Below are 21,601 nucleotides of genomic sequence, written 5' to 3' on the forward strand. Positions count from 1 at the left end.
AGATGGAAATATAAATCTTTTATAGCATTACTTTATTTGTGTTTCGCCACTTTTATTGTTTTTTTGTTATGGCAATGTTATCAAGTTTGTTCGGGTATTGGATTGGAAATGGAGAAAATATAGCTTATTTTTTTTATGGTAGATTGCTTAACTATTTTAAAGTAGGGCTTGCCGGGATATGGATAGGCTTGATTATATGGTTTTTTTACTATCGAAAAATATGATTTTGATTTTTAAATAATTAATCCGATCTTTAACAAAGAGAAAGAGCAGAAACGCCTGAAGGAAGCGCAGCTGATCGGCGAGCTGGGGATGCAGGCGATGGATATCGCGCGGACGCAGGGAGAGATGGCGGCGCTGGAGGCGCAGAAAGATCCGGCGAAGCTGGCGGCAGCGCGTGAGCAGCTGTTGAGCCAGAGCCGGAATAACGGCCGGGACGTGGCGGACGCAGCGGTGGCGCAGCAGGCGTATAACAATGCGCAGGCAGAGTGGGGCACAGGCAGTAACGTGCAGAAGGCGATGCAGGCAGTGACGGGAGCGCTGACGGCACTGGCAGGGAATAGCCTGGCAGCGGCGCATCGCCGTATCTGGCGACGGAAATCAAGAAGCTGACCACCGGGCCGGATGGTCAGGTGAACACAGCCGCCAATGCGATGGCACACGCGGTACTGGGTGCCGTTACCGCCGAACTGAATAACCAGTCAGCGCTGGCCGGTGGCGTGGGCGCAGGCGGCGGTGAGCTGGCAGCCCGGGTTATCACCGATAAACTGTTCCCGGGTAAAAAGCCGGCGGAGCTGAGTGAAAGCGAGAAGCAGCAGGTCAGCGGTCTGAGACAGCTTGGTGGCTTGAATGCTAACCTCGTTACGCGTGCCTTGACTAAAATGTGCAGCTCTTTAGTTTAACCTTAATGCTCTCTTCGCATTACCCGTTGAGTTTTTTGTCATTAAATATATCTGTAATCATCCTTACAGGTTGTCACACCGGCTCCATTCCTTCGTACGGAATGAATTAAAGTGACTTAATTCATGCATGCTGTTGACTAAAAAACCGCTCTGGATTTTCGAAGCGAAAAATATTTATACACGGACTTTTGTTTGTTATGATCCCTCTTCGTGTGAAGGGTGTAAAAATATCAATGCGATAAGGTTATGAGTGTAAATAAATGATAATAGTTAGATTATTATGAAGATTGTTAATATTCTTGATCTTGTCGATTAATTGATTATTCTGTTATGCTTTTCCATAGTATGTTAATGGATTTTTTTTCAAAGGACATGGAGGCTGTTATGAGTAAGAGTTTGGAAATTTCCATTTCAACAGGGCGATTCAAAAAAATAAGGGAATGGAACAGAAGGCGGAATTATTACTTTAAAAAGCTAAAGCTTAATGTAAAGATATACGTGGCTAAAATATTATGGGATAAATGGTTAAAAAACGAGTTTAATATAAATTCCGTTAAAACTATACTGCTTCTGCGCAATGAGGGCACAGTTGGCGATGTAGTGGTTTCGACTCCACTGATAAAGTGCCTTTATGAATCCGGCTATACTGTTGATTTATTAGTTACAAAATCAAGCTGTGCCGCCGTAAAATATAATCCCTACATCAGAACCATCTATAAAGCGGATGATTGTAATACTGAGGCTTTCTTAAAGAAATTTAATCATACTGTCGATGTTTCGACAATTAAACAATTGAATAAAAACCGCTACGATTTGGTCATTGATCTTTGTTTGTTCGATATACCTGTCCACCGCATGAGGCTTTTTAAAGATATTAATCCTAATTTCGTGCTAGGATTTAATAAGTGGGGCTGCATTAATCACTATAGTAAATCCATTTCGTTTAAGAATGGAAAGGAACATGTAACAGAAGCTATATCTCTTGCTGCTGAAGTTATAGGGCTAAAAATAATAAAAAGGCGTTCCTATGATTTACATATCCCTGAGTCTGTTACGAACGAAGTGAAAGCGTTCTTAAATTCTTTTGGTGATGGTCAGATTGTTATTGTTAATGCTTTTACTGGAAGTTTAGAAAGGGATTTTTCTCAATGTCAACTATCAGAAATAATTGATTTAATTATTAAAGAAAAAAACGATGTCAGACTTGTTATACTCGATCATCGACAGGAGATTACTATATCGCTTCCTGTCAATGCAGTCATAAATCCATTTATGTCGATACATCACGTCATGGCATTAGTCCATGAGGCCGATTTGATTATATCTCCAGACACCTCAATTGTACATATTTCCGCAGCATGGGATAAATCAATAATATCTGTTTATAAAAATGTCGTTGACAACAATGATCTTTGGGCTCCAGCATATGAAAATGCTAGCCAGATCATTGTGAATAAAAGGAAAATATCAGATGTTGATTGCGTTCCTGAGTTGATATTACATGAGATAAATCGAAGGGGTTTGTTATAGGTTAAAGTACATTAAAAAATGTGCTTTTAGTGATGTTTGTTATTATATTTCATGGCATTAAATTTATTAGCAGGTTGGTTTAATGCCATTTCTATTGCAAAATAACACGCTGGGATTTGCAGAGTCGGCGCTGGCTCAATGAGACTAAAGAACCAGCATGACGATTTATTCACTGTCATTTATAAGCATAGGATCACATTACGGTTATTGCGGATCTCCAATCAGAACGTCACCGGCGTATTCACCCACAGCACCTTCGCCACCGACTTCCCGCTGTTGCGATAGCCGTGCGGTACGTTGCTGGGGAAATAAAATGAATCTCCGGCGGTAAGGGTGTATGTTTGCTCGCCTAAAGCCAGCTCGATTTCGCCTTCCAGCACGTAGCCCATCTCTTCGCCGTGGTGCTCAATCTGCCCGTCGCTGGCCACGCCCGGTTCGATAATATGAATATTGCCCTGCAGCAGGCTGCCTTTATGGTGATGGGTCAGGTTCTCCAGCTCAATGCCGCCCTTTTTGTTGCGGGCAACAAAGCGTTTGCGCTGGCGCTGATCGGGCTTTAGTACCGGGGAATCCGCCACCCAGCTCTCGGCCATCAGATCGGAAATATTGGTTTCCAGCGCGCTGGCCAGCCGGTGCAGCATCGCCAGCGAAGGCGAGGCCACGTCATTCTCCAGCTTGGAGAGCAAACTTTCCGAACAGCCGACCTTCAGCGCCAGCTGCTTCAGTGTAATCTCCTGCGCTAAACGCGCATGGCGCAGGCGCATGCCCAAATCAGGTAAAACAAAGCCACCGCTATCGCCGTTTTTTTTCATAAGTGTTTATCTGCAACCCTTCAATCCGTAAACGCCCGGCATTCTGCGGCCGGGCACTGTTGCACTGGCCAAACAGGCCGGTTATTCGGTCACGCTAAAGTGGACTTCCTGCGGGTTCAAGCCGTTGATCGGCACGATATCCTGCGGGCAGGCCGACATCACCACGATGCAGTCCAGTTCGGCGCGGATCTCTACGTAATCACCGGATTTGCTGACCGTTGGCAGCCAGGAGATGGTGTAATCCGGGTTAACCGGCGTGTTCATCCACAGGTTCAGCGGCTGCGGCACTTCGCGCGCGCGCAGTCCGATGGCGTTCAGCGCAAGGCGCATGTTATCCGCGCAGCTGTCATGATACTCGGTGATGCCCATATTGCTGTAACGATACAGATCGCAGGCGGCAATCATCGTGTCGTGCACGCCCGGCGAGGTATCGGTCAGCAGGGTGCCGATGGCGCGGCGCTGATTCGTCACCAGCACATCGCCCGGCTGCGGGATGATTTTATTGATAAAGGCGCGGGTATGCTCCATCGAAGAGAACTCGCTTAAATCCGCGCTGTTAAACAGCCAGGTATCGCACACCTGGCTGCCCGGGGTGTTAATGATGCGAATAACCTGCCCCTTGCTCAAGCGTACCGCGCGGCCACAGCGGGCAGGGACGGTGTACAGTTCGCCGATAACCGGCGTGCCGTCTGCGGAAATCGGCTCGCCGATAGTGGCGTTGGTGCCCAGCGCGCTGCCGTTATCTTTGTCGCAGCAGGAAGGATAGGTATGGGTGCTCATGGGGTAACTCCTGTCGTTTGATTGGCCAGTTCTGTCAGGCAGCAGGCAAGTGCTTTTGCGCCAAGGTACAGATACTGAGGGTCGGTGTACTCAGCCGGGTTGTGGCTGATGCCTTTATGGCTGGGAACGAAAAACATGCTGGTCGGGCAGTGGCTGGCCAGGTGCATCGCATCGTGAAATGCCCCGGAGGTCAGCGTTGCCGTCGCGATATTCAGCGCGTCGCTGCAGGCGAACTGCTGTGCCAGCAGCTGCGAATGAAACGCTACGGGCGGGTTATTGAATACGCAGGCCAACTGCACGTTATCGGCGGCAATCTGCTGCATCCAGCGGTCAAACTCGGCCAGCACCTCAGGGTCGGCATGGCGGAAATCGAGGGTAAAAGTCACCCGTCCGGCGATGGTGTTGATCGCGTTGGGTTCCACTTCCCAGCGGGCGAACGTCAGGCGCAGCTCGTCTTTCGGCAGTGCTTCTGCACGCTGCTCCAGCTGGCTGACGATACGGCGAGCGAGGGTCATCGCATCCTGGCGGTCGGCCATCGGTGTGGTGCCGGCGTGGGCCGCCTGCCCGAGGCAGGTCACCTGATACCAGCGTACGCCCTGAATGCCCTGTACCACCGCCAGCGGCAGTCCGGCCTGCTCCAGCACCGGTCCCTGCTCGATATGCAGTTCGATAAACGCGGCCATTGGCACGGCGCTGCGGTGCGGCAGTGCGGGGAAACGCTGATGACAGCGGGTCAGCGCCTCGCCTAGCGTGATGCCCTGCGCATCCTGATGGCTGAGGTAATCCGTCAGTCGTTCCGGCTGTACGAAAGCGCTGGAGCCCATCGCGCCGGGCGCAAAACGGCTACCTTCTTCATTCATCCACACCGCGACTTCAATCGGGCGCAGCGTCTCAATCCCGGCTGCCGCCAGCGCGCTCAGGCACTCCATCCCGGCCATCACGCCGTAGCAGCCATCGAGGTTGCCGCCCCCGGGTTGAGTATCAATATGACTGCCGGTGACCACCGGCGGCAGATCTTCGCGGCCCGCGCGGCGGATAAACAGGTTGGCGCAGGCATCGGTAAACACCTCGCAGCCGAGGGTGCAGGCCCAGTCAATCAGCCAGGATCTGGCATCCAGTTCAGCTTCCGACAGCGCCTGGCGGTCAACGCCGCCGTTCTCCAGTGCGCCGAAGCGGGCCAGCTGCGCGAGTCGGTCCATCAGCCGCTGCTGGCTGATGGCATTAGCGGCGCGCAGCGCGATAGCATCAGGCATGGGTGGCCTCCGCATCATCCAGCTGTAGCGGGCGCTTAAACCACGGCGCAAGGAACGATTTCAGGCGTTCGGTCTGCGGCTGGCGGAACAGCGTGGCGGGCGCGCCGCTCTCAATGACCGAGCCGTCGGCCATAAACACCACGCGGGAGGAAATTTTGGCGGCGAACGACATCTCGTGCGTCACCATCACCATCGTCATGCCGTTGTTCGCCAGTGCTTTAATCACATCCAGCACCTCTTCCACGCGTTCCGGGTCCAGCGCTGAGGTGGGTTCATCCAGCAGCAGCAGCTCCGGCTCCAGCGCCAGCGCGCGGGCAATACCCACTCGCTGCTGCTGGCCGCCGGAAAGGCGTGCCGGGCGTGCCTGCGCTTTCTCCAGCATGCCGACCTGCGCCAGCGCCGCCGTCGCTTTTTTGCGGGCGTCATCGCGCGACATCTTTTTGCCCAGCACCAGCGGCGCGCAGACGTTCTCCAGCACCGTTAGATGCGGCCACAGATTGAACTGCTGAAACACCATCGCCAGCGGGCGGCGCACGTCGGCAATCAGCCCGGCACCGTCGCGATGTTTCGGTTCCCGGCCGGTGCCGCTGTAGCCCAGCAGCTGGCCTTTAATCAGGATCTCGCCTTCGTCGTAGGCTTCCAGAAAATTCATGCAGCGCAGCGCGGTCGTCTTGCCCGAGCCGGAAGGGCCAATCAGGGTGACGATCTCCCCGGCATTGACCGCCAGATTGATGCCCGCCAGTACCCGGTTGCTGCCAAACGATTTGCCGACGTTGCGTAATTCTAAAATCGGTCCGTTACTCATCATCTTATCCCTCTGTTGCCTGACGGCCGAGCAGCCGCACGCCCACGCTGACACCCTGCGCCAGCAGCCAGTAGCTGAGGATCAGCAGGGTGTAAGGCACGATGTAGGTATAGGTACTGGCGACGATCTGCCCGGTGGTCATGGTCAGCTCCGGTACGGTAATAATCGAAGCCACTGCGCTCTCTTTAATGGTCAGAATGAACTGGTTACCCAGCAGCGGCAGGCTGAACCGCAGCGCCTGCGGAGCCTGGATATGCCAGAAGCTCTGCCAGGCGGAAATATCGTGAACCTGCGCCGCCTCGAGCTGGCCACGGCCAATGCTCTGCCAGGCGGTACGGAAGATCTCGCCGAAGTAGGCCGAGCTGTAGATCGCCAGTGAAATCACCGTCGCCTCCACGGCGCTCAGTGTGATGCCCACGGCGGGCAGGCCGAAGTAGAACACCGCCAGCTGCGCCAGATACGGCGTACCACGGATCAGCCAGACGTACGCACGCCACGGCCAGAACAGCCAGCGGCTGAGGCTGCCCACGGCCTGCAGGATAAACCCGCCACAGGCACCGATCAGTGCGGCGCTCAGGCTGATCGCCAGCGTCACGCCCAGCGCACGGGCGAAGTCCGGCAGATAAAGGATGAAATCGTTCATCGGTTCTCCCTGTTCCAGCGCCGTTCAACATAGCTCCCCAGCAGTGCCAGCAGGCTGGTCAGCACCAGGTAGGAGAGGGCGATAGCGATATACACTTCTAACGGGCGGTAGGTGGCGGAGGCCAGCTGCTGTCCCACCCGCATCAGGTCGGTAATCGCAATCACCGATACCACCGCCGACGCCTTAATCACGTCGATCAGCTCGGATATCAGCGACGGCATCGTCAGCCGCAGCACCTGCGGGATCTGGATATGCCACAGCGTCTGGCGCGGGCTGAGCCCGCAGATCGCCGCGGCTTCCAGCTGCCCTGGGGGGATAGCCTCAAAGCCGCTGCGCAAAATCTGCGACTGGTAGGCGGCGGTATTGAACGTCAGGGCCAGCACCGCTGCCATATAGCCCGGCAGCGACAGCCCCAGCTCGCCGGGCAGGTAGAAGCAGAGTAAAACCTGCGCCAGCACCGGCGTGCCGCGAAACAGACTGATATAGAGACGGGCGAAAGCTCTGCCGACCGGTGAACGGCCGTTTTCCATCAGATAAATCACCACGCCGACGGCAAAACCGGCCACGATCGCCACGATGCACAGCGAGGCCGTGGTCACCGCGCCGTTAAACAGCATCGGCAGCCACGAGGTCAGCAGCGGAAGAAATTCGCCCATCATCACTCCTCTTACAGCGCCGGTGCCGGCATTTTGTCCGCCGGAATATCCATCACGAAGCCAAACCACTTCTGCTGTAGCGCTTTCATGGTGCCGTCACGATTGGCTTCACTGATGCCGTCACTGAACAGTTTCACCATGCTGGCGCTGTCGGAATCTTTGCGGCCAACCCAGCCAAAGTAGGTGGTCGGGCCTAACATGGGTTTCAGCGTGGTAAAGATCCCCGGACGGGCTTTGATCAGCGGGCCAAGGTTCGCGAGCGACTGGGCAACGCCGTCCAGGCGCTTATTCGCCAGATCGGCATAGGCTTCATCAAACGACACGTACTGTTTGATCTCTTTGATCCCCGGCTTGCCGCTGGCCTTCAGCTTTTCATTGAACTCCTGAAGCACCTGCAGCTGGCCCGATCCGGCCTGCGAACCGACGATTTTGCCGCTGAGATCGTCCAGCGTGGCAATCGATCCGTCGTTGTCACGCTTAAGCAGCGCAACGGTGGATTCGGCAATCGGCACGGTGAAAGCGAAGTGATCCATGCGCTGTTTGTTGACGGTAACGGCGGTGATCACGAAGTCGAATTTTTTGGCATCAAGGCCGGGAAGGATGCCCTGGAAAGGCAGATCCAGCTGTTTTACCGCCACGCCCGGCAGGCTTTTCTGCAGGATGTGGTTCATCAGATCCACGTCGTAGCCGACGATCTTGCCATTCTCGACCGACTCAAACGGGGCGTAGCGCGCCTCGGTGGCGATGGTGATCGCCTTGTCGGATTTAATGCGATCCAGCAGATCGGCGCTGTGTGCCGCCGCAGAAAAGAGCCCCGAACACAGCATGGCCCAGCAGAGAGAACGTGTTGTTTTAAGTTTCATGATGACCGCCCCGGTGAAAGTGGTGTGAAGTGTATTCAAGTAACTTGAATGTAATGACATAAGCATGAAGCGTGCCATCTGGGGTGATGCGATAAAAATGGCGAGAAATAAGGCAATAAGGCGCTATATTTAAACGAAAATTTCTCAAAGCGATATTGGTGGCAATAACGGGAACCCTGCCGCAGCACCAGGAACGTTGCCGATAAAGCTGCACATAAAAAGTGCAGGTGTGGCAGTTTTATGTGCTAATGATGTGCAAAGGCGGGTAGGCGGCACGGGTCAGGCTGTCGGACGTCATCGTCGTTCATCGCGGACGGTTAATGGTCTTTGCTGAACGTTTATCAGGTTACAGGAGAGAGGGACGAACAAGTTATCGGGGAGCGTGCTGGCTCTCTCATTGAGTCTGGCGGCGACTGCACAGGGCCAGTCGCCAGCGCCTAACGGCGTGCTGGTGGACAAAGCGCCGCTGCCGGAAGCGCATGGGTTGCAGGAGGCGTCATCGCAGTAACTTATCCGCTACACCTCAATCAGCGGCGTCGATGGCAAAACTCACCGCGAGGATACCGGGGCGGTATTCCTGCCAAAAGGTCCGGCACCGCAGGGTGGCTGGCCGGTAGTGGTCTGGACGCACGGCACCATTGGCGTGGCGACGCAGTGCGCGCCGTCGTTGAATCCCCGCTCCGATCGTGACAAGCAGTACCTGAATACCTGGCTGTCGCTGGGCTTTGCCGTCGTGGCACCGGACTATGCCGGGCTGGGATCGTCGGGATTGCACCATTACCTGAATGCCAGAGGCGAAGCCTGGAGCGTGCTGGACAGCATCAGTGCCTCGCTGAAAAACTTCCCGCTGAGCAATAAAATATTCATCGTGGGGCAGTCGCAGGGCGCACATGCCGCCTTTGCCGCCTCCGGCTATCAGCAAAGCTATGCGCCGAAGCTGCACGTTATCGGCACTGTACTGACCGGCACGCCTTACATTAATGCCGATACCTCAGTCAGCGACATTTTCAGCGGCGGCACATCAACGGCAGACGCGGGAGATCCGAAAATCCCTTACGCCTACTACATCTTCCTTTCCGCCGCCGATACCAATAAATCATTAAAAGTTGCGAACTACTTCCAGAAGGATGCGGTGGCCGACGTTGAGCTGGCGAAAAACCTGTGCATTACCCCGCTGACCCAGCACGTTATGGACAATAAGCTCAACGCTAAAAACACCTTCCTGCCTAATTTCCAGGAGCTGCTCAACACCCAGCTTGCGTCCCTGCGCTACAACACGCTGAAAATCGATCATCCGGTGTTTATCGGTATCGGCCAGCAGGACGTTAACGTGCCGACGGCGATGCAGCAGCGGTTCGCTCAGGATGTGAAGGCGGCGGGCACCCCGGTTGCCGTGCATGAATATGCCGGCATGAACCACGGCGAAACAGTGAACGTCTCCCTGCGCGATTCGGTACCGTTTGTGTTTAAGATCCTGGCTGAAAAACCGTGATTTCTGGCGGGCTGCTTTGGGCAGCCCGTATTTTCCCGCCTCAATCATCCGCCTGAAAAACCACAAAACGTTACTCATTCTCAGATAATCAATATATGGAAATATTATTAGTGTGACGGGGTGAATTCTTTTATATTAACTTTAATATTGAAATATTCTTGCCCGTCTGGAGTTATAACCATGCTAGCAACGCATGACATTGTCGATGTCTTTGTTGACCTCCATCCGACATTACAGCGGATAGTCACCTATCGTACCGGTTCGCGGCAGGTTGCTCAGGATCTGACGCAGGATATTTATTTTCGCATCCTTAATCTGGCTAATCAGTTTCCGACCCACGACGATGCGCGAAATTATCTGATCCGCATCGCGATGAATGCCTCTACGGACTATGTACGCACCGAACAGCGCCGCAGTCAGCTACTTAAAGGCACCTTCGAGCTGTTTGAAAACTACATGCCTACCCCGGAAGAAAATCTGCATTACAAGCAGAAAATCAAGGAGATAGATGAGGCGCTTTCTTCGCTTCCTGAGAAATCTCGTGAAATCCTTTACATGAGCCGCGTTGAAGGCATGACCCATGCGCAGATCGCGGAAAAGCTCGGTGTGTCCCGCAGCCTGGTAGAAAAATATGCGGTAAAAGCGGTGCTGCACTGCCGGGAAGTTTTACTGAAGAACCAGTCATAATTAAAATAGATTATCATTCCCTTCTTTATTTATTCTCTGCCGACTTTATTCCACCCGGTAAAAATGAAATATTTTCACTTTTTTAATTCATTTAATTTTATACGGACGTAAATAATCGCCACCGCCGCATAACGACGATGACGATAGTTTTATATTATGCCTCAGCTAAACATTGCGAATAGCAAATGACACTGGCACCACTAATTCCATTCTGTCCGATTGCGTAAATGCGCTGGCCGGCGGTTTTGGCAGCGGAGATGCGCGCTCCAGAAGCTGTAGTGACTCTCTATCCAGCGTCGCATAGCCTTTACTTTTCTCAATGGCGGTTTCCAGCACGTTGCCGTCGCGGTCAATAGTAAAGCGCACCATCACCGTATCCTGCTGTTTCATCCGCAGCGCATAGCCGGGATAGCGTTTTTCACGCTGAAGCTGGGCGAGGATCAGTGATTGCCAGCTCTGTTTCGCCGAGGCGGCCTGATTACTGGCGGCGCCGACCTGCGGTGCCTGATTCTGCCGCGAAAGCTGTTCGCTGCTGTTGCTGCGCATTGAGTCCGGGGTGGTGACCGGGGCCGGTTTTTTCACCTCCACCTTTTTCGGCAGCGGTTTCACCTCACGCGGCTTAACGGTTCGCTGCGGCTTGGGTGGCTTTGGCTCTGCCTTCGGCTGCGGCTTACTGTCGTGTACCACCGCTTTGACTTCGGCGTTTTTCACCTCTTTCTCCGCCACGTCCAGCTTAGCGGGGGAAGGCGGCGGTGCCGATTCGTCGGGCTGGCTGGCCTGCTGCGCCACGCTTTCCTGGCTGGAGATCTGCGACGTGGTTGGCATCACCGCCATGGTGATCACCATCGGGGCCGCCGCCGGGCTGGGCATCACCATCGGTGGTGGTGCCGGTTTCCACAGCAGGTACATCAGCACCAGCAGATGGGCGGTGACCGCCAGCAGAGGACCGGTTGACCACAGCAGCTTCTCGCCGCGCGGTTTCGCGGGCGGCGGCAGGGCGTTATCAAGAATAAAGCTGGTCATGGCTTGGTCCCCGCAGCCTCTCCGGGCAAGCCAATCAGCGCCACTTTGGTATAGCCGCCGTCGCGCAGCAGATCCATAAAGGTCATCAGCCGGGCGTAGTCGATATCTTTATCCGCCCGCAGGAAAATCCGTGCGTCCTTGTCGCCGTGGGTGCCGCTATCCAGCTCGGCGATAAAACGCGCCCGGCTGACCGACTTATCGCCGATATACAGCTGGTTATCGCTCTTCAGGCTGACGGTAATCGGTTCCGGCGCGGGCGTCGGCTGGCTGGAGGTGGTCGACGGCAGGTCCAGCGGAATATTGGCGGTGGAGAGCGGTGCCGCCACCATAAAGATGATCAACAGCACCAGCATCACGTCGATAAACGGCGTTACGTTGATTTCGGCCAGCGCGTTCAGATCGTCGCCGTCAGCGGGTTGAGAGGAAAAGGCCATCGCTATGCTGCGCTCGTCAAAAGAGGGTGGGCGTTCTGTTCCAGCGCATCCAGATCGTGGCTGAGCAGGCACAGGGTCAGGGTCATCGATTCGGCCAGCAGCAGGCGATAGCCGCTAATCAGTCGACCGATCACGTTGTAGAGGATCACCGCCGGAATGGCGACGACCAGCCCCAGCGCAGTGGCGAACAACGCCTCGGCTATGCCCGGTGCCACCACGCTGAGGTTAGTGGTCTGCGACTGCGCGATAGAGATAAAGCTGTGCATGATGCCCCACACCGTGCCGAACAGACCGATAAACGGCGCAACGGCACTGGTGGTGGCGAGGATGCTGGCTCCCCGGGTAGCCCGTCGCGCTTCTGCCGCCTCAACGCGCTGGATGCGGGCGACAACCCGGTCGCGCAGCGCCTGTAGCGCCTGAGCTGAGAGGCGGCTATCTGCACGATCCAGTTCAGTCAGTGCCACCTGACGCATCTGTTCACAGCTTTGCGCCGAGAGTTCACCGCACTGGTGCAGCGAGCGTTTACCGGCCAGCAGCGCGAGATTTTTTCTCAGGCGGCGACCGCGTACCAGCAACTCAAGAGTTTTGCCGGACCAGATACTCCAGCTGAGTACGGAAGCGAAAATCAGGATCAGGATCACCGCTTTCACTATCTGGTCGGCGTGGTGATAGAGGGCGAGCGGTGAAAAGTCGGTCAGCACCGGCGGCTTCGCGGCTGCGGTGACGACAGTTTGTGGCGTGCCGGAAGTGGGTGCAGCCCCGTGGGACTGTGCCACATTGCTGGATGTAGGAGGATTCTGCGACTGAGCTGAAATCTGAGACGGTACGCGCTCCGTATTCACCGACCGGTTCTGACTCTGTGCCTGCACCTCAGTTCGATCGGCCGTCTGCACAACAGCCTGTTGTTGAGCCTGGTCGGTAGCAGGAACCGCCTTTTGTACCGTAACCCGATCGCTGGCGGAAACCGTATCGACCGGCGTGGCCGATGTTTCGGCCTGCACGGTCGTCGAGGCTGCGAAAGCTAACAGCAGCGCCAGGCCGACACCGACGCGGATTTTTGCCGCACCCGACGCGTCGTCAGATTTTTCAGAATTGGTATGCACGCTCACTCACTCCTCACCACACTGGCAGAAATCATTCGGGAAGCCGCAGGTCAGCAGAGAGCACAGCGGCGATATGAGGAAAACGACCCTGCCCGCCGTTTTCATCACTCGCCGCGGAAAAATAACGCGATATTTTTAATGTCGTATAATTTGTGGTGTTTTTTTCTCCATGAATCGCAATGGTTAGATAATTATGCTGATTAGATCCGCCTTCAGCGTAAGCACCTTTATATCCTGTTGATTAACCGGCGGCAGAAAATATTTTTCACCGCCGCTGCGAATAATCACTCGTTCAGTCGTTTCTCTCTCGCCCGGCCCCTGAGCCGGTCTTCCCTGAATGCCGCCTGGCGGCGTTCTGATATGTCATGGCACAGCCGAGAGAGGATTGATTTTGACTACGCAGTTCACGCCACAACCCGCATCGGATAAGCGCGAGCCTCTGGCCGATATCGCTTTTCCCACCGGCACCTTCACGCTGGCTAACGGACTGACGGTTATCGTGGCTGAAAACCGCGACGTGCCGCTGGTGTCGTATCAGCTGATCTACCAGGTCGGTTCTAAAGACGAACCCGCAGGGATGACCGGTTTCGCCCATCTGTTCGAGCATCTGATGTTCGAAGGCAGCGAGCATGCGCCCGGCTCGTTTCTGGAACATATGACCCGCGCCGGGGCCACCAATCTCAACGCCTATACCAGCACCGATCGCACCACCTATCACGCCACGCTGCCGACCGGGTCGCTCGACTATGCGCTGTTTATGGAGTCGGACCGCATGGGGCATTTCTGCGACAGCATCAGCCAGGCGTCGCTGGATCAGCAGCGGCGGGTGGTGCTCAATGAGAAACTGGAAACCGAAAGCGGCCCGTACGGCAAGCTCTACGAATTTAAATCGCGGGGCTGCTTCCCCGCTGAACATCCCTACGCGCATACCGTTATCGGTGAAAAGGCGGATCTGGTTGCCGCCACCCTCGACGATGTGCAGCGCTGGTTTCGCAAATACTACACGCCGTCCAATGCGGTGCTGGCGCTGTGCGGCGATCTCGATCTCGCTACCGCGCGGGAAAAGGTTAGCCACTGGTTCGGCGATATCTCCCCCGGCCAGCCGCTGACCCGGCCCGACAGCTGGATCGCCGATATCACCCCGCAGCGCCGCGATCGCTACCAGGCGAACGTCGCCAGCGGCACGCTGCTGCTGGTGTGGAATATTCCCCAGGCGGGCAGCCCGGATGCCACGCTGCTGTCGCTGGCAGCGGACTATCTGGCCTCCGGCCTGTCATCTGCGCTGGTAAAAAACCTGGTGTACGTCAGGAAAACAGCCAGCAGCGTGCAGGCCGAGGTCGCCGACGGTGCGCTGTGCAGTCAGTTTATTCTCAGCGCCACCGTCGCCGAGGGGCAGTCGCTGGCCGCGCTGGAGCAGAGCCTGCTGGATGAGCTGCACGCTTTCCTTGCGCAGCCGTGCGATGGCGCGCGCCTGCGCGAGGTGAAAAACGATGCGCTTAACCTGTTCCGCGACAGCTATAAAACGTCGGCGCAGATTGCCGCGCTGCTCTCCGTCAGCCGGGTCACGCTGGGCCACGCCGATGCTTTTCGCCAGCAGCTCAGCCAGCTGGATGAGGCATCGCCTGACGATCTGCATCAGGCCGCGCAGCGCTGGCTGAGCCGCCCGCACTACACGCTGGAGATTGACCCCTTCAGCGCCAGAACCGATGAGTCGGCCACCGCCGCGCCGCGCACGACACCGCCAGTCATTCTGCCTCCGGTGCCGCTGGTGCTGCCGCAGGCGCAGCATGCGCGGCTGGATAACGGCATCCGGCTGGTGCTGCTGGAGCGCCACGGTCAGAACGATATCTACCTCGACCTGCTGCTGCCTGCGGGTGCGCTGCCACATCCCGGCCAGCATCAGTTGCTGAGCGAGCTGCTCAACCAGGCCGGAGCCGGTGAACGCGATGCCTTTGCCTTCAGCCAGGCCTGCCGCGATCTGGGCTGTCGCATGGGGCTGCGCAGGCGGCTGCGTCATCTTTCCCTGCTGCTCGCCTGCCGCAGCCCGCAGCTGCCCGCCTCACTGGCGCTGCTCCGCGATCGCCTGGCGTACAGCGTGCTGCTGGAGGCCGATTTTGAGCGCCAGCGCGCTATCCAGCTTGATGCGCTGACCGAACAGCTGCAGGTGGCCAGCGCGCTGGTCGAGCGCGTTCTGCCGGGCCTGATCTATCCCGCAGGCCATCCCTGCCGCGTGCCGGGCGGGCCGGAAGGGACGTTTGCCGGGCTGGCGCAGACCCCCTTTGACGCGCTGACGGCGGCGGTGCCGCAGCTGCTGAATATTCAGGATGCCACGCTGATTGTCACCGGCGACACCACGCTGGAACAGCTGCTGCCGCTGCTGAATGCATCAGTGGGGCGGCTGGCCGGGCTACCACGGGATACTGTTGCCGTACCGCAGGCCGAACAGCCGCCGCGGCCGCGCATCTGGCTGCTGGATATTCCCGGCGCGGAGCAAACCGCCATTGCGGCGGCCTCGCTGCTGCCGGGCGTCAGCGGCACCGATGAAGCCGGATTCGAGCTGCTGAACGCGGTCTTCGCCAGCGGCTTTACCTCCCGCATTAACCTCAATCTGCGGGAGGACAAAAACTGGACCTACGGCGCGAAAGGGCGGCTGATTAACGATTTTCAGCAGCGGGCGCACTACGTGCTGACCGAAGTGCAGGCGGATCGCACCAGCGATGCGATCCGCGAGATCCTGGCGGAATACCGTGCGCTGATCGCTGACCGTCCGGTGACGGCAGACGAGCTGGAAGAAGTGCGCCGCACCAGCCTGCTCGGTTTCAGCAGCAGCGCCGAAAGCCTGCCCGGCCTGAATAACATGATCTCCTGGCTGGCGCGCAGCGAGCAGCCCGATGATTTCTGGCAAACCCATCAGCAGCGCATTGCTGACATCACCCTGGAACAGATTAACGACCTGGCGCAGCAGCTGTTTTCCCCCGAGCGGCTGACGTGGGTGGTCGCCGGTGATATCAGCCTGTTCCGGGACGAACTGACCGCGCTGTTCCCGGCTGGATTGCAGTTTATCAACAACGGCGGCGATGCCCTGTATGACTGAGCAACGCCGCGTCATTACGCCTAATCGTGTTCCAACATCATGGAGTTACTATGTCTGACCTTATTATTAATCTGACGGACAGCACGCTGGACGACGCCCTGAACCATGCTTCCCAGCCGGTGCTGCTGGATCTGTGGGCACCCTGGTGCGGCCCCTGCCTGGCTATCGCACCGCTGCTGGAGAAAGTGGCGGCGGCAACCGAAGGGCAGCTGACGGTGGCCAAACTGGACGTGGAACAGTATGAACATTTGCTGCCGCGCTTCCGCGTGCGCGGCATCCCAACGCTGCTGCTGTTCCGCAACGGCAGTGAAGTGGCGCGCAAGGTGGGCGTCGATTCCCTCTCCGATCTGAACAGCTGGCTGCGATCGCAGGGGATCGCCATTGAATCTGAGGGGGAAGTAGTGGTGCCGGAGGTGCAGCCGTGGTCGTCGTTCTACGGCGACGATGCGCTGCGGGGGTTCCTGACCGATCGTCTGAAAGCCAAAGCGCTGGCCGCGGAGATCTCCCACTATGCCTTCCCGCGCCCGCAGGATCTGCTGACCACGCCTTACGTGCTGGCCGGGCAGGAATCGCTGGACGTCTTTGAGCGCGTTACCGGTCTGCCGCCCGCGCTGGCGCTGTGGCTGGAGGTGCTCGACTTCGTTACCCCGCAGCAGATCGACGAGCTGACCGCCGTGTTGGCGAGCGGAAAAGCCTACGGCGATGCCCCGCTGCACCTGCTGGCGCAGTGGCTGGAAGATGCCGATGTTCGCTGGGCAACCGTGCTGTCTGCGCCGCTCAACGCGCTGCGCCTGCGCTGGCTGGCGCTGACCCACCGCTATCTGAACGGCCAGCAGACGCCGCGCCAGGCGTGGCTGGCGATCCAGCAGGAGGCCAGCGCGCATCACGATCGCTGCCAGAGCGGGCAGGATCTGGAGCAGCACCTCTGCTCAACGCTGTTTATCCTCTCTCCACCGTCGGCGCTCAACGATACGCAGGCATCAAGCACCATTCAGCATCACTGGTATCAGATCCAGTTCCACCTGGGGCAGATTCATGCGGGATGGAGCCGCGAGGAGCTGGCGCTGGCCGATCGGCGCTGGGCGTGGATCGAGCCGCAGCTGGCGGCCATTCCGGAAGAAGAATATGAGGAGTCATTAGAATTACTACGCCTGCAGTGGCAGCAGCAGTCACCCGAATTTGCCGACTACGTGCAGAAAGAAGCGTTGTATCACGAGGACTTTGCCGCAGGAGAACCGCAGCGCACCCGGCTGTTCAGAAAAAGGTTCCTGCAGCTGCTGAAGCAGGCACCGGACGCCGCATAATCCCCTGAAGTAAAAAGCCTGCCCGCAGGCCTGATGCCATCGTTTTAAGCGACCGGCATCGGTCCCGGAGCAGGCTTTTTTTCGTGCTGAATTTGGCGCATAAAAAACCCCGAACGATCGTTCGGGGTGCAGCAACAGGCGACGACTGCCAACGGAGTAGCCGGTTAGTCAAAGGTCCCGCTAATCGACAGCAGAAAGTTACGCGGATCGCCGTACCAGTAGCCGCCACTGGTTGAACCTATCGTTGAGTAGTAAGTTTTATCAAACAGGTTATTGCCCAGCAGGGCCACGCTCCAGTTGCGGTTAATGGCGTAGCCGATTCTGGCGGAATACACCGCATAGAACGCCGTATTGGCGTTGTAGTTGCGGATCGTATCGGTTTTCTCGTCGTACAAGGTGCCGACCTGTTTGGTTTTGCTCTGTGCCTGCACGCCAACACCAAAGCTGAACTTGCTTAAGGTTTCCCCCGCATCGTTAAACTGGAAGTCGTTCCACCATTTGATAGTGTGCTTAGGCGTAAACACACTGATGCTGTCGTTGAGGCCGTCCGGCGATGTAGAGTATTTGTTAAAGTTGTAGGTGTAGCCCAGCGAAGTCTGCCACCACGGCTGGATGCTGCCGGTGATCTCCAGGTCCACTCCCTTGCTGATATCCGCATCCGAGGCGTTACGGTAGTAGCCCTGGCGTCCGCCGCCCAGATCCACGGAGCTATCGCCAATCAGCTGCCCCTGATTCACCAGCCGGATCTGATATAGCGACAGCGAGGCGTTCAGCAGGCCGCCCGGCTCGGCATACTTGAGTCCGGTTTCCAGATTGCTGCCGGTTTCCGGGTCGATCTGCTGACCGGAGGGCGAGATCATATTACTTTGCGGGATAAAGATTTTGGTGTAGCTGCCGTACCAGCTCAGATCGTCGTTAATGTCGTAGCTGACCGAGTAGTAGGGACTCTCCCATTTGCGGGTGAATTCGCTGGTGTCGCTCTGATCGTAGGCGGTGCTGGTGTGGGTATTGCTTTTATAGGCGTTCAGCCGCAGCCCGAGGCCAAAGTGCAGCGGCTTCCACGGGGTGAGCACCAGCTGGGAATACATCCCCCAGTTGATCGAGGAACCGCTGCTCAGGTAGGCGTAGTAGCCTGCGGGAACAGACGGAGCTGGCACCGAGGTATCCCAGTTCCACGGATCCATCGATGGTCCGTTTCCACCAAACCAGCTGCTGATATTGCTCTCCGCATCCGGCGAGGTCATCCAGTAACTCTGTTTGGAATAATTAGCGCCCAGGGTCAGCTTTTGCGGCAGGTCGAAGACATCAAACTCACCGGTCAGCGTGGAGTCAAAAGAGAACTGCTTGTTGTTGCTGTTACCGCCGTCAGCGGCGATAGGATCGGCTGAGAACAGGCCGGTGTCCGGTTTAATATCCCCGGCAACGTTGGAGTAAATCGTGCTGTTGCGCTGATACAGCCCGCTGTAGTTCAAATTGAAGTTCCAGCGATCGCCAATTTTCTGGTCCAGCTTGGCGAAAACTTCACGCGTATCGGAGTCGGCTTTTTCCCACGGAAACACCCACGCCGTTTTGCGGCTGAAGTGCGGGTCGCTACCGTCCGAGTAAAGCGTGAGTCCGTTTGACAGCGGCACGCCGCGAATGCGCTGGTAGCTGCCGCCGAAGGTCAGCAGGGTTGAGTCGGTGAGATCGGCCTCCAGCATGCCGTAGGCCACGGTTTTTTCATCTTTCGCGGTGCGGTAAAAATGGTGGCTGTCCTTGCGGGTCAGCACGGCGCGGGCGCGCAGCGTACCGGCATCGTTCAGCGGTGAAGTGAGGTCCAGCGAGTTCTGATAGTTATCCCAGCTGCCCGCCGATCCGTCGTACTTTAGCTGAAAGTGATCGAGCGGGCGCTTGCGCACCAGGTTGACGGTGCCGCCCGGTCCGGTAGTGCTAAAGCCGTTAAACAGATCGTCGGCACCGCGCAGGATCTCCACGTGGTCGTACATCGACATATCAAAAGAGGGCGAGAAACGCTTATTCAGGGTGGTGCCGCCGGTGATATCGATCGGCGATCCGCCGTCGATGCTGGCGCGGGTGATCTGGAAGCCGCGCGAGTAAAACGCCTGCTCGCGCGAGTTTTTCCCCTGCTGCACGGTAATGCCGGTGGCCTTTTGCATCGCATCGTTCAGCGTACGAATGCCCTGTTGCTGCATGGTTTCACTGGTGATCACGCTGACCGACTGCGGCGTGTCCTTGACGCTGGTGGCCCCCTTCGATCCAACGGTGAGCATGCTGCCGTTCAGACTGCCGGATCCTTCGGTGGCGGTGATATCGGTACTGCCGTTGACGCCGCCGATCGCGGTGGCCTGATCCAGCGCGCCGTCCACCTGCACCGCGCCTAACACCTCGGTGCCGTCGGTGGAGGCCACCGCGTTGCTGTAAATCTGGATGGTATTGGTGCTGACGTATTTAAAGCCCAGCGAGGTGCCCGACAGCAGCGTGCGCAGTGCGTCATCCGCCGGGTAGCTGCCGCTGACCCCGGCGCTGGAAAGTCCGCTGGTCAGTTCGCTGGGGGCAATCAGCTGCAGGCCGCTCTGCTGACCAAAGGCCAGCAGCGCCCCGGCCAGCGAACCGCCGCCGGGGATGCTGAAGTGATGCCGCAGTGCCTGGGTGGCGCTGTCTTCTGCTGGGGCTGCCTGTTGCGCCAGCGCGGAGGTACCGCCCGCCAGGTTTCCCCCCAGCACCGCCAGCATCAGCCAGGAGTGGTAGTGTTTCGATGCCATAAAGTGTGATTCCAATCATGAGTTAATGTTATCTCTGAGTGAACGAATCAGCGGTGAAAACATCGCAACGAAAAACCGGCGGTAAAAAAATTTATTTATACAGATCTTCCGGCTGAGGTGGGAAATGCCCGGCAGGCAGCGACAGGCTGGCTGACAGTTGGTCGGCAATGGCGGCCACGGATCCGGCAATCAGCCATTTTCCGTACCCCGGGGCGATCGCCTGGCGCAGCAGGGGATCGATGCGATCCACGCTTAAGCCGGTGATGTCGTCCAGCAGCTGCTGGCGGTAATCCTCCGGCAGCCCCTCGCGCAGCAGCGACTCCTGCCGGCACAGCGCCTCGAAGTCATTGCCCAGCGGGCGGCTCAGCCGCAGCTGCTCGATCTGGATCAGTCCAGCCAGTTCCTGTGCGGTCAGCGGGCGGTCGCCCAGCAGGGCATCGCATTCGCGGCGAATGGCGCGCACCGCCGCCAGCGTGCTCCCGGCGGCCACGCTCAGTTCAAAGCCCAGCAGGCGGCTGCCCGGCAGCGACTGCATCAGCGGCGTAACGTTATAGGTCAGGCGGTCCACCTCGCGCAGGGCGAAGTTAATGCGCGAGGCAAAGCTGGCGGCCAGCAGCGGATGGATCAGCTGCACGGCGGCATCGTGCGGCGATCCGCTGCCCGGCAGCACAAACCACGCCTTCAGCGTGCTCACCGCCGCCGCGGGGCTATCGATCAGCAGCAGTGCGCCCGCGCTATCGGCTGGGGGAATCGCCGGTTTCTCCGGGGCAGGCACTGCACCGGGCTGCCACTGCGCCAGGCTGTTTTCCAGCAGCGCGATGAGCTGTTCAACGGGCAGCGAACTGCGCAGCAGCAGGGTGGCATTGTGCGGCTGATAGTGCCGCTGATAAAACGCACTCGCCGCCTCGGGCGTCAGCTGTGCCAGGCTGTCAGGGGTTCCCTGGATAAACGCCGGGCGCTTCAGCGGGTGCTGCGGCGGGAAGCTGAGCGCCGGCAAGGCCCATGCCGTGCTGTCCAGATTGCTGAGTATCTGGCGATAATGCTCGCGGTGCGCCTCAACGCTTTCCGCCGAGGTCGGGTCGCGGCGCAGCACCTCGCTCAGGTGATGGAAAACCTGTGCGGCGTTCGGCTCCGGCATCTGCATTCTCAGCGCGACGCTGGCTGCGCCAACGTCCAGCGCGATGCCCGCGTCCTGCGACCACAGCCACTGTTCCAGGGTAATACCGTCGTTTTCGCCACCGGCGACCAGTCCGGCAACCAGCTGCGCCAGGCCGTCGTGCTGCGGGGGATCGAACTGCGATCCGGCGTCGACGATCAGGCTGGCGCTGAGCAATCCCGGCTGGATCGCTGGCACCACGACGATCTTCAGGCCGTTTGACAGCACCCGCCGTTCGGCAACCGGTGCGGGGGCCAGCGGTGCGACGGTAATCGGCGGTGGGGTCAGGGCGGGGGCGGGAT

The 21,601-nt window shown here is 57.7% G+C and carries 18 protein-coding genes and 2 pseudogenes; 8 read left to right on the plus strand and 12 right to left on the minus strand.

Annotated elements, in window-relative coordinates; all coding sequences use genetic code 11:
* Window positions 1-321: 321 nt before the first annotated feature.
* The 3 genes from IBT46_RS20270 to IBT46_RS20280 all read left to right on the plus strand — a co-directional run bounded on the left by IBT46_RS20270 (window position 322) and on the right by IBT46_RS20280 (window position 2,432).
* The gene (locus IBT46_RS20270; RefSeq protein WP_200547144.1) at window positions 322-612 is read left to right on the plus strand and encodes a hypothetical protein; all 291 of its coding nucleotides are present in this window, start codon (window positions 322-324) and stop codon (window positions 610-612) included.
* A gap of 20 nt (window positions 613-632) precedes the next feature.
* Window positions 633-902, plus strand: a complete 270-nt coding sequence (locus IBT46_RS20275) for a hypothetical protein (protein WP_200547145.1) — start codon at window positions 633-635, stop codon at window positions 900-902.
* Window positions 903-1,286: 384 nt separating this feature from the next.
* Window positions 1,287-2,432: a glycosyltransferase family 9 protein gene (locus IBT46_RS20280; RefSeq protein WP_200547146.1), complete on the plus strand. Its 1,146-nt coding sequence runs from the start codon at window positions 1,287-1,289 to the stop codon at window positions 2,430-2,432.
* 221 nt (window positions 2,433-2,653) lie between these two features.
* Here IBT46_RS20280 and IBT46_RS20285 read toward each other — a convergent pair whose 3' ends face one another.
* The 7 genes and pseudogenes from IBT46_RS20285 to IBT46_RS20315 all read right to left on the minus strand — a co-directional run bounded on the left by IBT46_RS20285 (window position 2,654) and on the right by IBT46_RS20315 (window position 8,208).
* Window positions 2,654-3,244, minus strand: a complete 591-nt coding sequence (locus IBT46_RS20285; RefSeq protein WP_105593055.1) for a cupin domain-containing protein — start codon at window positions 3,242-3,244, stop codon at window positions 2,654-2,656.
* A gap of 81 nt (window positions 3,245-3,325) precedes the next feature.
* On the minus strand, window positions 3,326-4,024 hold the full coding sequence (locus IBT46_RS20290) for a DUF1989 domain-containing protein (protein WP_172606598.1): 699 nt from the start codon (window positions 4,022-4,024) through the stop codon (window positions 3,326-3,328).
* A pseudogene (locus IBT46_RS20295) lies at window positions 3,984-5,223 on the minus strand (M20 family metallo-hydrolase). Before IBT46_RS20295 ends, IBT46_RS20290 begins: the two are co-directional and overlap by 41 nt.
* Window positions 5,224-5,269: 46 nt before the next feature.
* Window positions 5,270-6,085, minus strand: a complete 816-nt coding sequence (locus IBT46_RS20300) for an amino acid ABC transporter ATP-binding protein (protein ID WP_200547147.1) — start codon at window positions 6,083-6,085, stop codon at window positions 5,270-5,272.
* Between the two features lies 1 nt (window position 6,086).
* Complete coding sequence (locus tag IBT46_RS20305; RefSeq protein ID WP_105593057.1) at window positions 6,087-6,725, minus strand: amino acid ABC transporter permease; 639 nt, start codon at window positions 6,723-6,725, stop codon at window positions 6,087-6,089.
* On the minus strand, window positions 6,722-7,384 hold the full coding sequence (locus tag IBT46_RS20310; protein ID WP_200547148.1) for an amino acid ABC transporter permease: 663 nt from the start codon (window positions 7,382-7,384) through the stop codon (window positions 6,722-6,724). Before IBT46_RS20310 ends, IBT46_RS20305 begins: the two co-directional genes overlap by 4 nt.
* A gap of 8 nt (window positions 7,385-7,392) precedes the next feature.
* Window positions 7,393-8,208, minus strand: a complete 816-nt coding sequence (locus IBT46_RS20315) for a transporter substrate-binding domain-containing protein (RefSeq protein WP_172606602.1) — start codon at window positions 8,206-8,208, stop codon at window positions 7,393-7,395.
* Between the two features lie 418 nt (window positions 8,209-8,626).
* Between IBT46_RS20315 and IBT46_RS27750 the strand changes: the two genes are divergently transcribed.
* From IBT46_RS27750 to IBT46_RS20325, 3 genes are all read left to right on the plus strand, one after another.
* Complete coding sequence (locus IBT46_RS27750) at window positions 8,627-8,752, plus strand: hypothetical protein (RefSeq protein WP_370569503.1); 126 nt, start codon at window positions 8,627-8,629, stop codon at window positions 8,750-8,752.
* A 3-nt stretch (window positions 8,753-8,755) separates the two neighbouring features.
* Complete coding sequence (locus tag IBT46_RS20320; protein WP_370569506.1) at window positions 8,756-9,736, plus strand: alpha/beta fold hydrolase; 981 nt, start codon at window positions 8,756-8,758, stop codon at window positions 9,734-9,736.
* A 180-nt stretch (window positions 9,737-9,916) separates the two neighbouring features.
* Window positions 9,917-10,423: an RNA polymerase sigma factor gene (locus IBT46_RS20325; protein WP_105593060.1), complete on the plus strand. Its 507-nt coding sequence runs from the start codon at window positions 9,917-9,919 to the stop codon at window positions 10,421-10,423.
* 165 nt (window positions 10,424-10,588) lie between these two features.
* Here the strand turns inward: IBT46_RS20325 and IBT46_RS20330 are convergent, their stop codons facing one another.
* Genes IBT46_RS20330 through exbB form a run of 3 tightly spaced genes read right to left on the minus strand, consistent with a single transcriptional unit; the run spans window position 10,589 to window position 12,983 of the window.
* Window positions 10,589-11,446 (minus strand): energy transducer TonB, encoded by an 858-nt coding sequence (locus IBT46_RS20330; RefSeq protein WP_200547149.1) that lies wholly within the window; start codon window positions 11,444-11,446, stop codon window positions 10,589-10,591.
* Complete coding sequence (gene exbD / locus IBT46_RS20335; protein WP_105593062.1) at window positions 11,443-11,880, minus strand: TonB system transport protein ExbD; 438 nt, start codon at window positions 11,878-11,880, stop codon at window positions 11,443-11,445. The genes IBT46_RS20330 and exbD overlap by 4 nt, the downstream gene beginning before the upstream one ends.
* 2 nt (window positions 11,881-11,882) lie before the next feature.
* Entirely contained in the window at window positions 11,883-12,983 is a 1,101-nt protein-coding gene (gene exbB, locus IBT46_RS27755; RefSeq protein ID WP_370569504.1) for a tonB-system energizer ExbB, read from the minus strand.
* 391 nt (window positions 12,984-13,374) lie between these two features.
* On the opposite strand from exbB, the gene IBT46_RS20345 reads away from it, so the two are divergent.
* Both IBT46_RS20345 and IBT46_RS27760 read left to right on the plus strand, forming a co-directional pair.
* Window positions 13,375-16,077, plus strand: a complete 2,703-nt coding sequence (locus tag IBT46_RS20345) for a pitrilysin family protein (RefSeq protein ID WP_234480217.1) — start codon at window positions 13,375-13,377, stop codon at window positions 16,075-16,077.
* Window positions 16,078-16,127: 50 nt separating this feature from the next.
* Window positions 16,128-16,439 (plus strand): annotated as a pseudogene (locus IBT46_RS27760) (thioredoxin family protein); the annotation flags it as partial.
* 1,106 nt (window positions 16,440-17,545) lie between these two features.
* Here the strand turns inward: IBT46_RS27760 and IBT46_RS20355 are convergent.
* Window positions 17,546-20,143: a TonB-dependent receptor gene (locus IBT46_RS20355; RefSeq protein ID WP_200547151.1), complete on the minus strand. Its 2,598-nt coding sequence runs from the start codon at window positions 20,141-20,143 to the stop codon at window positions 17,546-17,548.
* A 91-nt stretch (window positions 20,144-20,234) separates the two neighbouring features.
* Window positions 20,235-21,601: pitrilysin family protein (locus IBT46_RS20360; protein ID WP_200547152.1), on the minus strand; the 1,367-nt coding region annotated here is incomplete at its 5' end.

The organism is Erwinia sp. S38, from assembly GCF_016624545.1.
GTDB classification, from domain to species: Bacteria; Pseudomonadota; Gammaproteobacteria; order Enterobacterales; family Enterobacteriaceae; genus Erwinia; species Erwinia coffeiphila.

Coding starts and splice junctions, on each gene's coding strand:
- IBT46_RS20270 (WP_200547144.1), top strand. CDS start 322: ATGGATATCGCGCGGACGCAGGGAGAGATGGCGGCGCTGGAGGCGCAG.
- IBT46_RS20280 (WP_200547146.1), top strand. CDS start 1,287: ATGAGTAAGAGTTTGGAAATTTCCATTTCAACAGGGCGATTCAAAAAA.
- IBT46_RS20285 (WP_105593055.1), bottom strand. CDS start 3,244: ATGAAAAAAAACGGCGATAGCGGTGGCTTTGTTTTACCTGATTTGGGC.
- IBT46_RS20290 (WP_172606598.1), bottom strand. CDS start 4,024: ATGAGCACCCATACCTATCCTTCCTGCTGCGACAAAGATAACGGCAGC.
- IBT46_RS20300 (WP_200547147.1), bottom strand. CDS start 6,085: ATGATGAGTAACGGACCGATTTTAGAATTACGCAACGTCGGCAAATCG.
- IBT46_RS20305 (WP_105593057.1), bottom strand. CDS start 6,725: ATGAACGATTTCATCCTTTATCTGCCGGACTTCGCCCGTGCGCTGGGC.
- IBT46_RS20310 (WP_200547148.1), bottom strand. CDS start 7,384: ATGATGGGCGAATTTCTTCCGCTGCTGACCTCGTGGCTGCCGATGCTG.
- IBT46_RS20315 (WP_172606602.1), bottom strand. CDS start 8,208: ATGCTGTGTTCGGGGCTCTTTTCTGCGGCGGCACACAGCGCCGATCTG.
- IBT46_RS20325 (WP_105593060.1), top strand. CDS start 9,917: ATGCTAGCAACGCATGACATTGTCGATGTCTTTGTTGACCTCCATCCG.
- IBT46_RS20330 (WP_200547149.1), bottom strand. CDS start 11,446: ATGACCAGCTTTATTCTTGATAACGCCCTGCCGCCGCCCGCGAAACCG.
- exbD (WP_105593062.1), bottom strand. CDS start 11,880: ATGGCCTTTTCCTCTCAACCCGCTGACGGCGACGATCTGAACGCGCTG.
- IBT46_RS20355 (WP_200547151.1), bottom strand. CDS start 20,143: ATGGCATCGAAACACTACCACTCCTGGCTGATGCTGGCGGTGCTGGGG.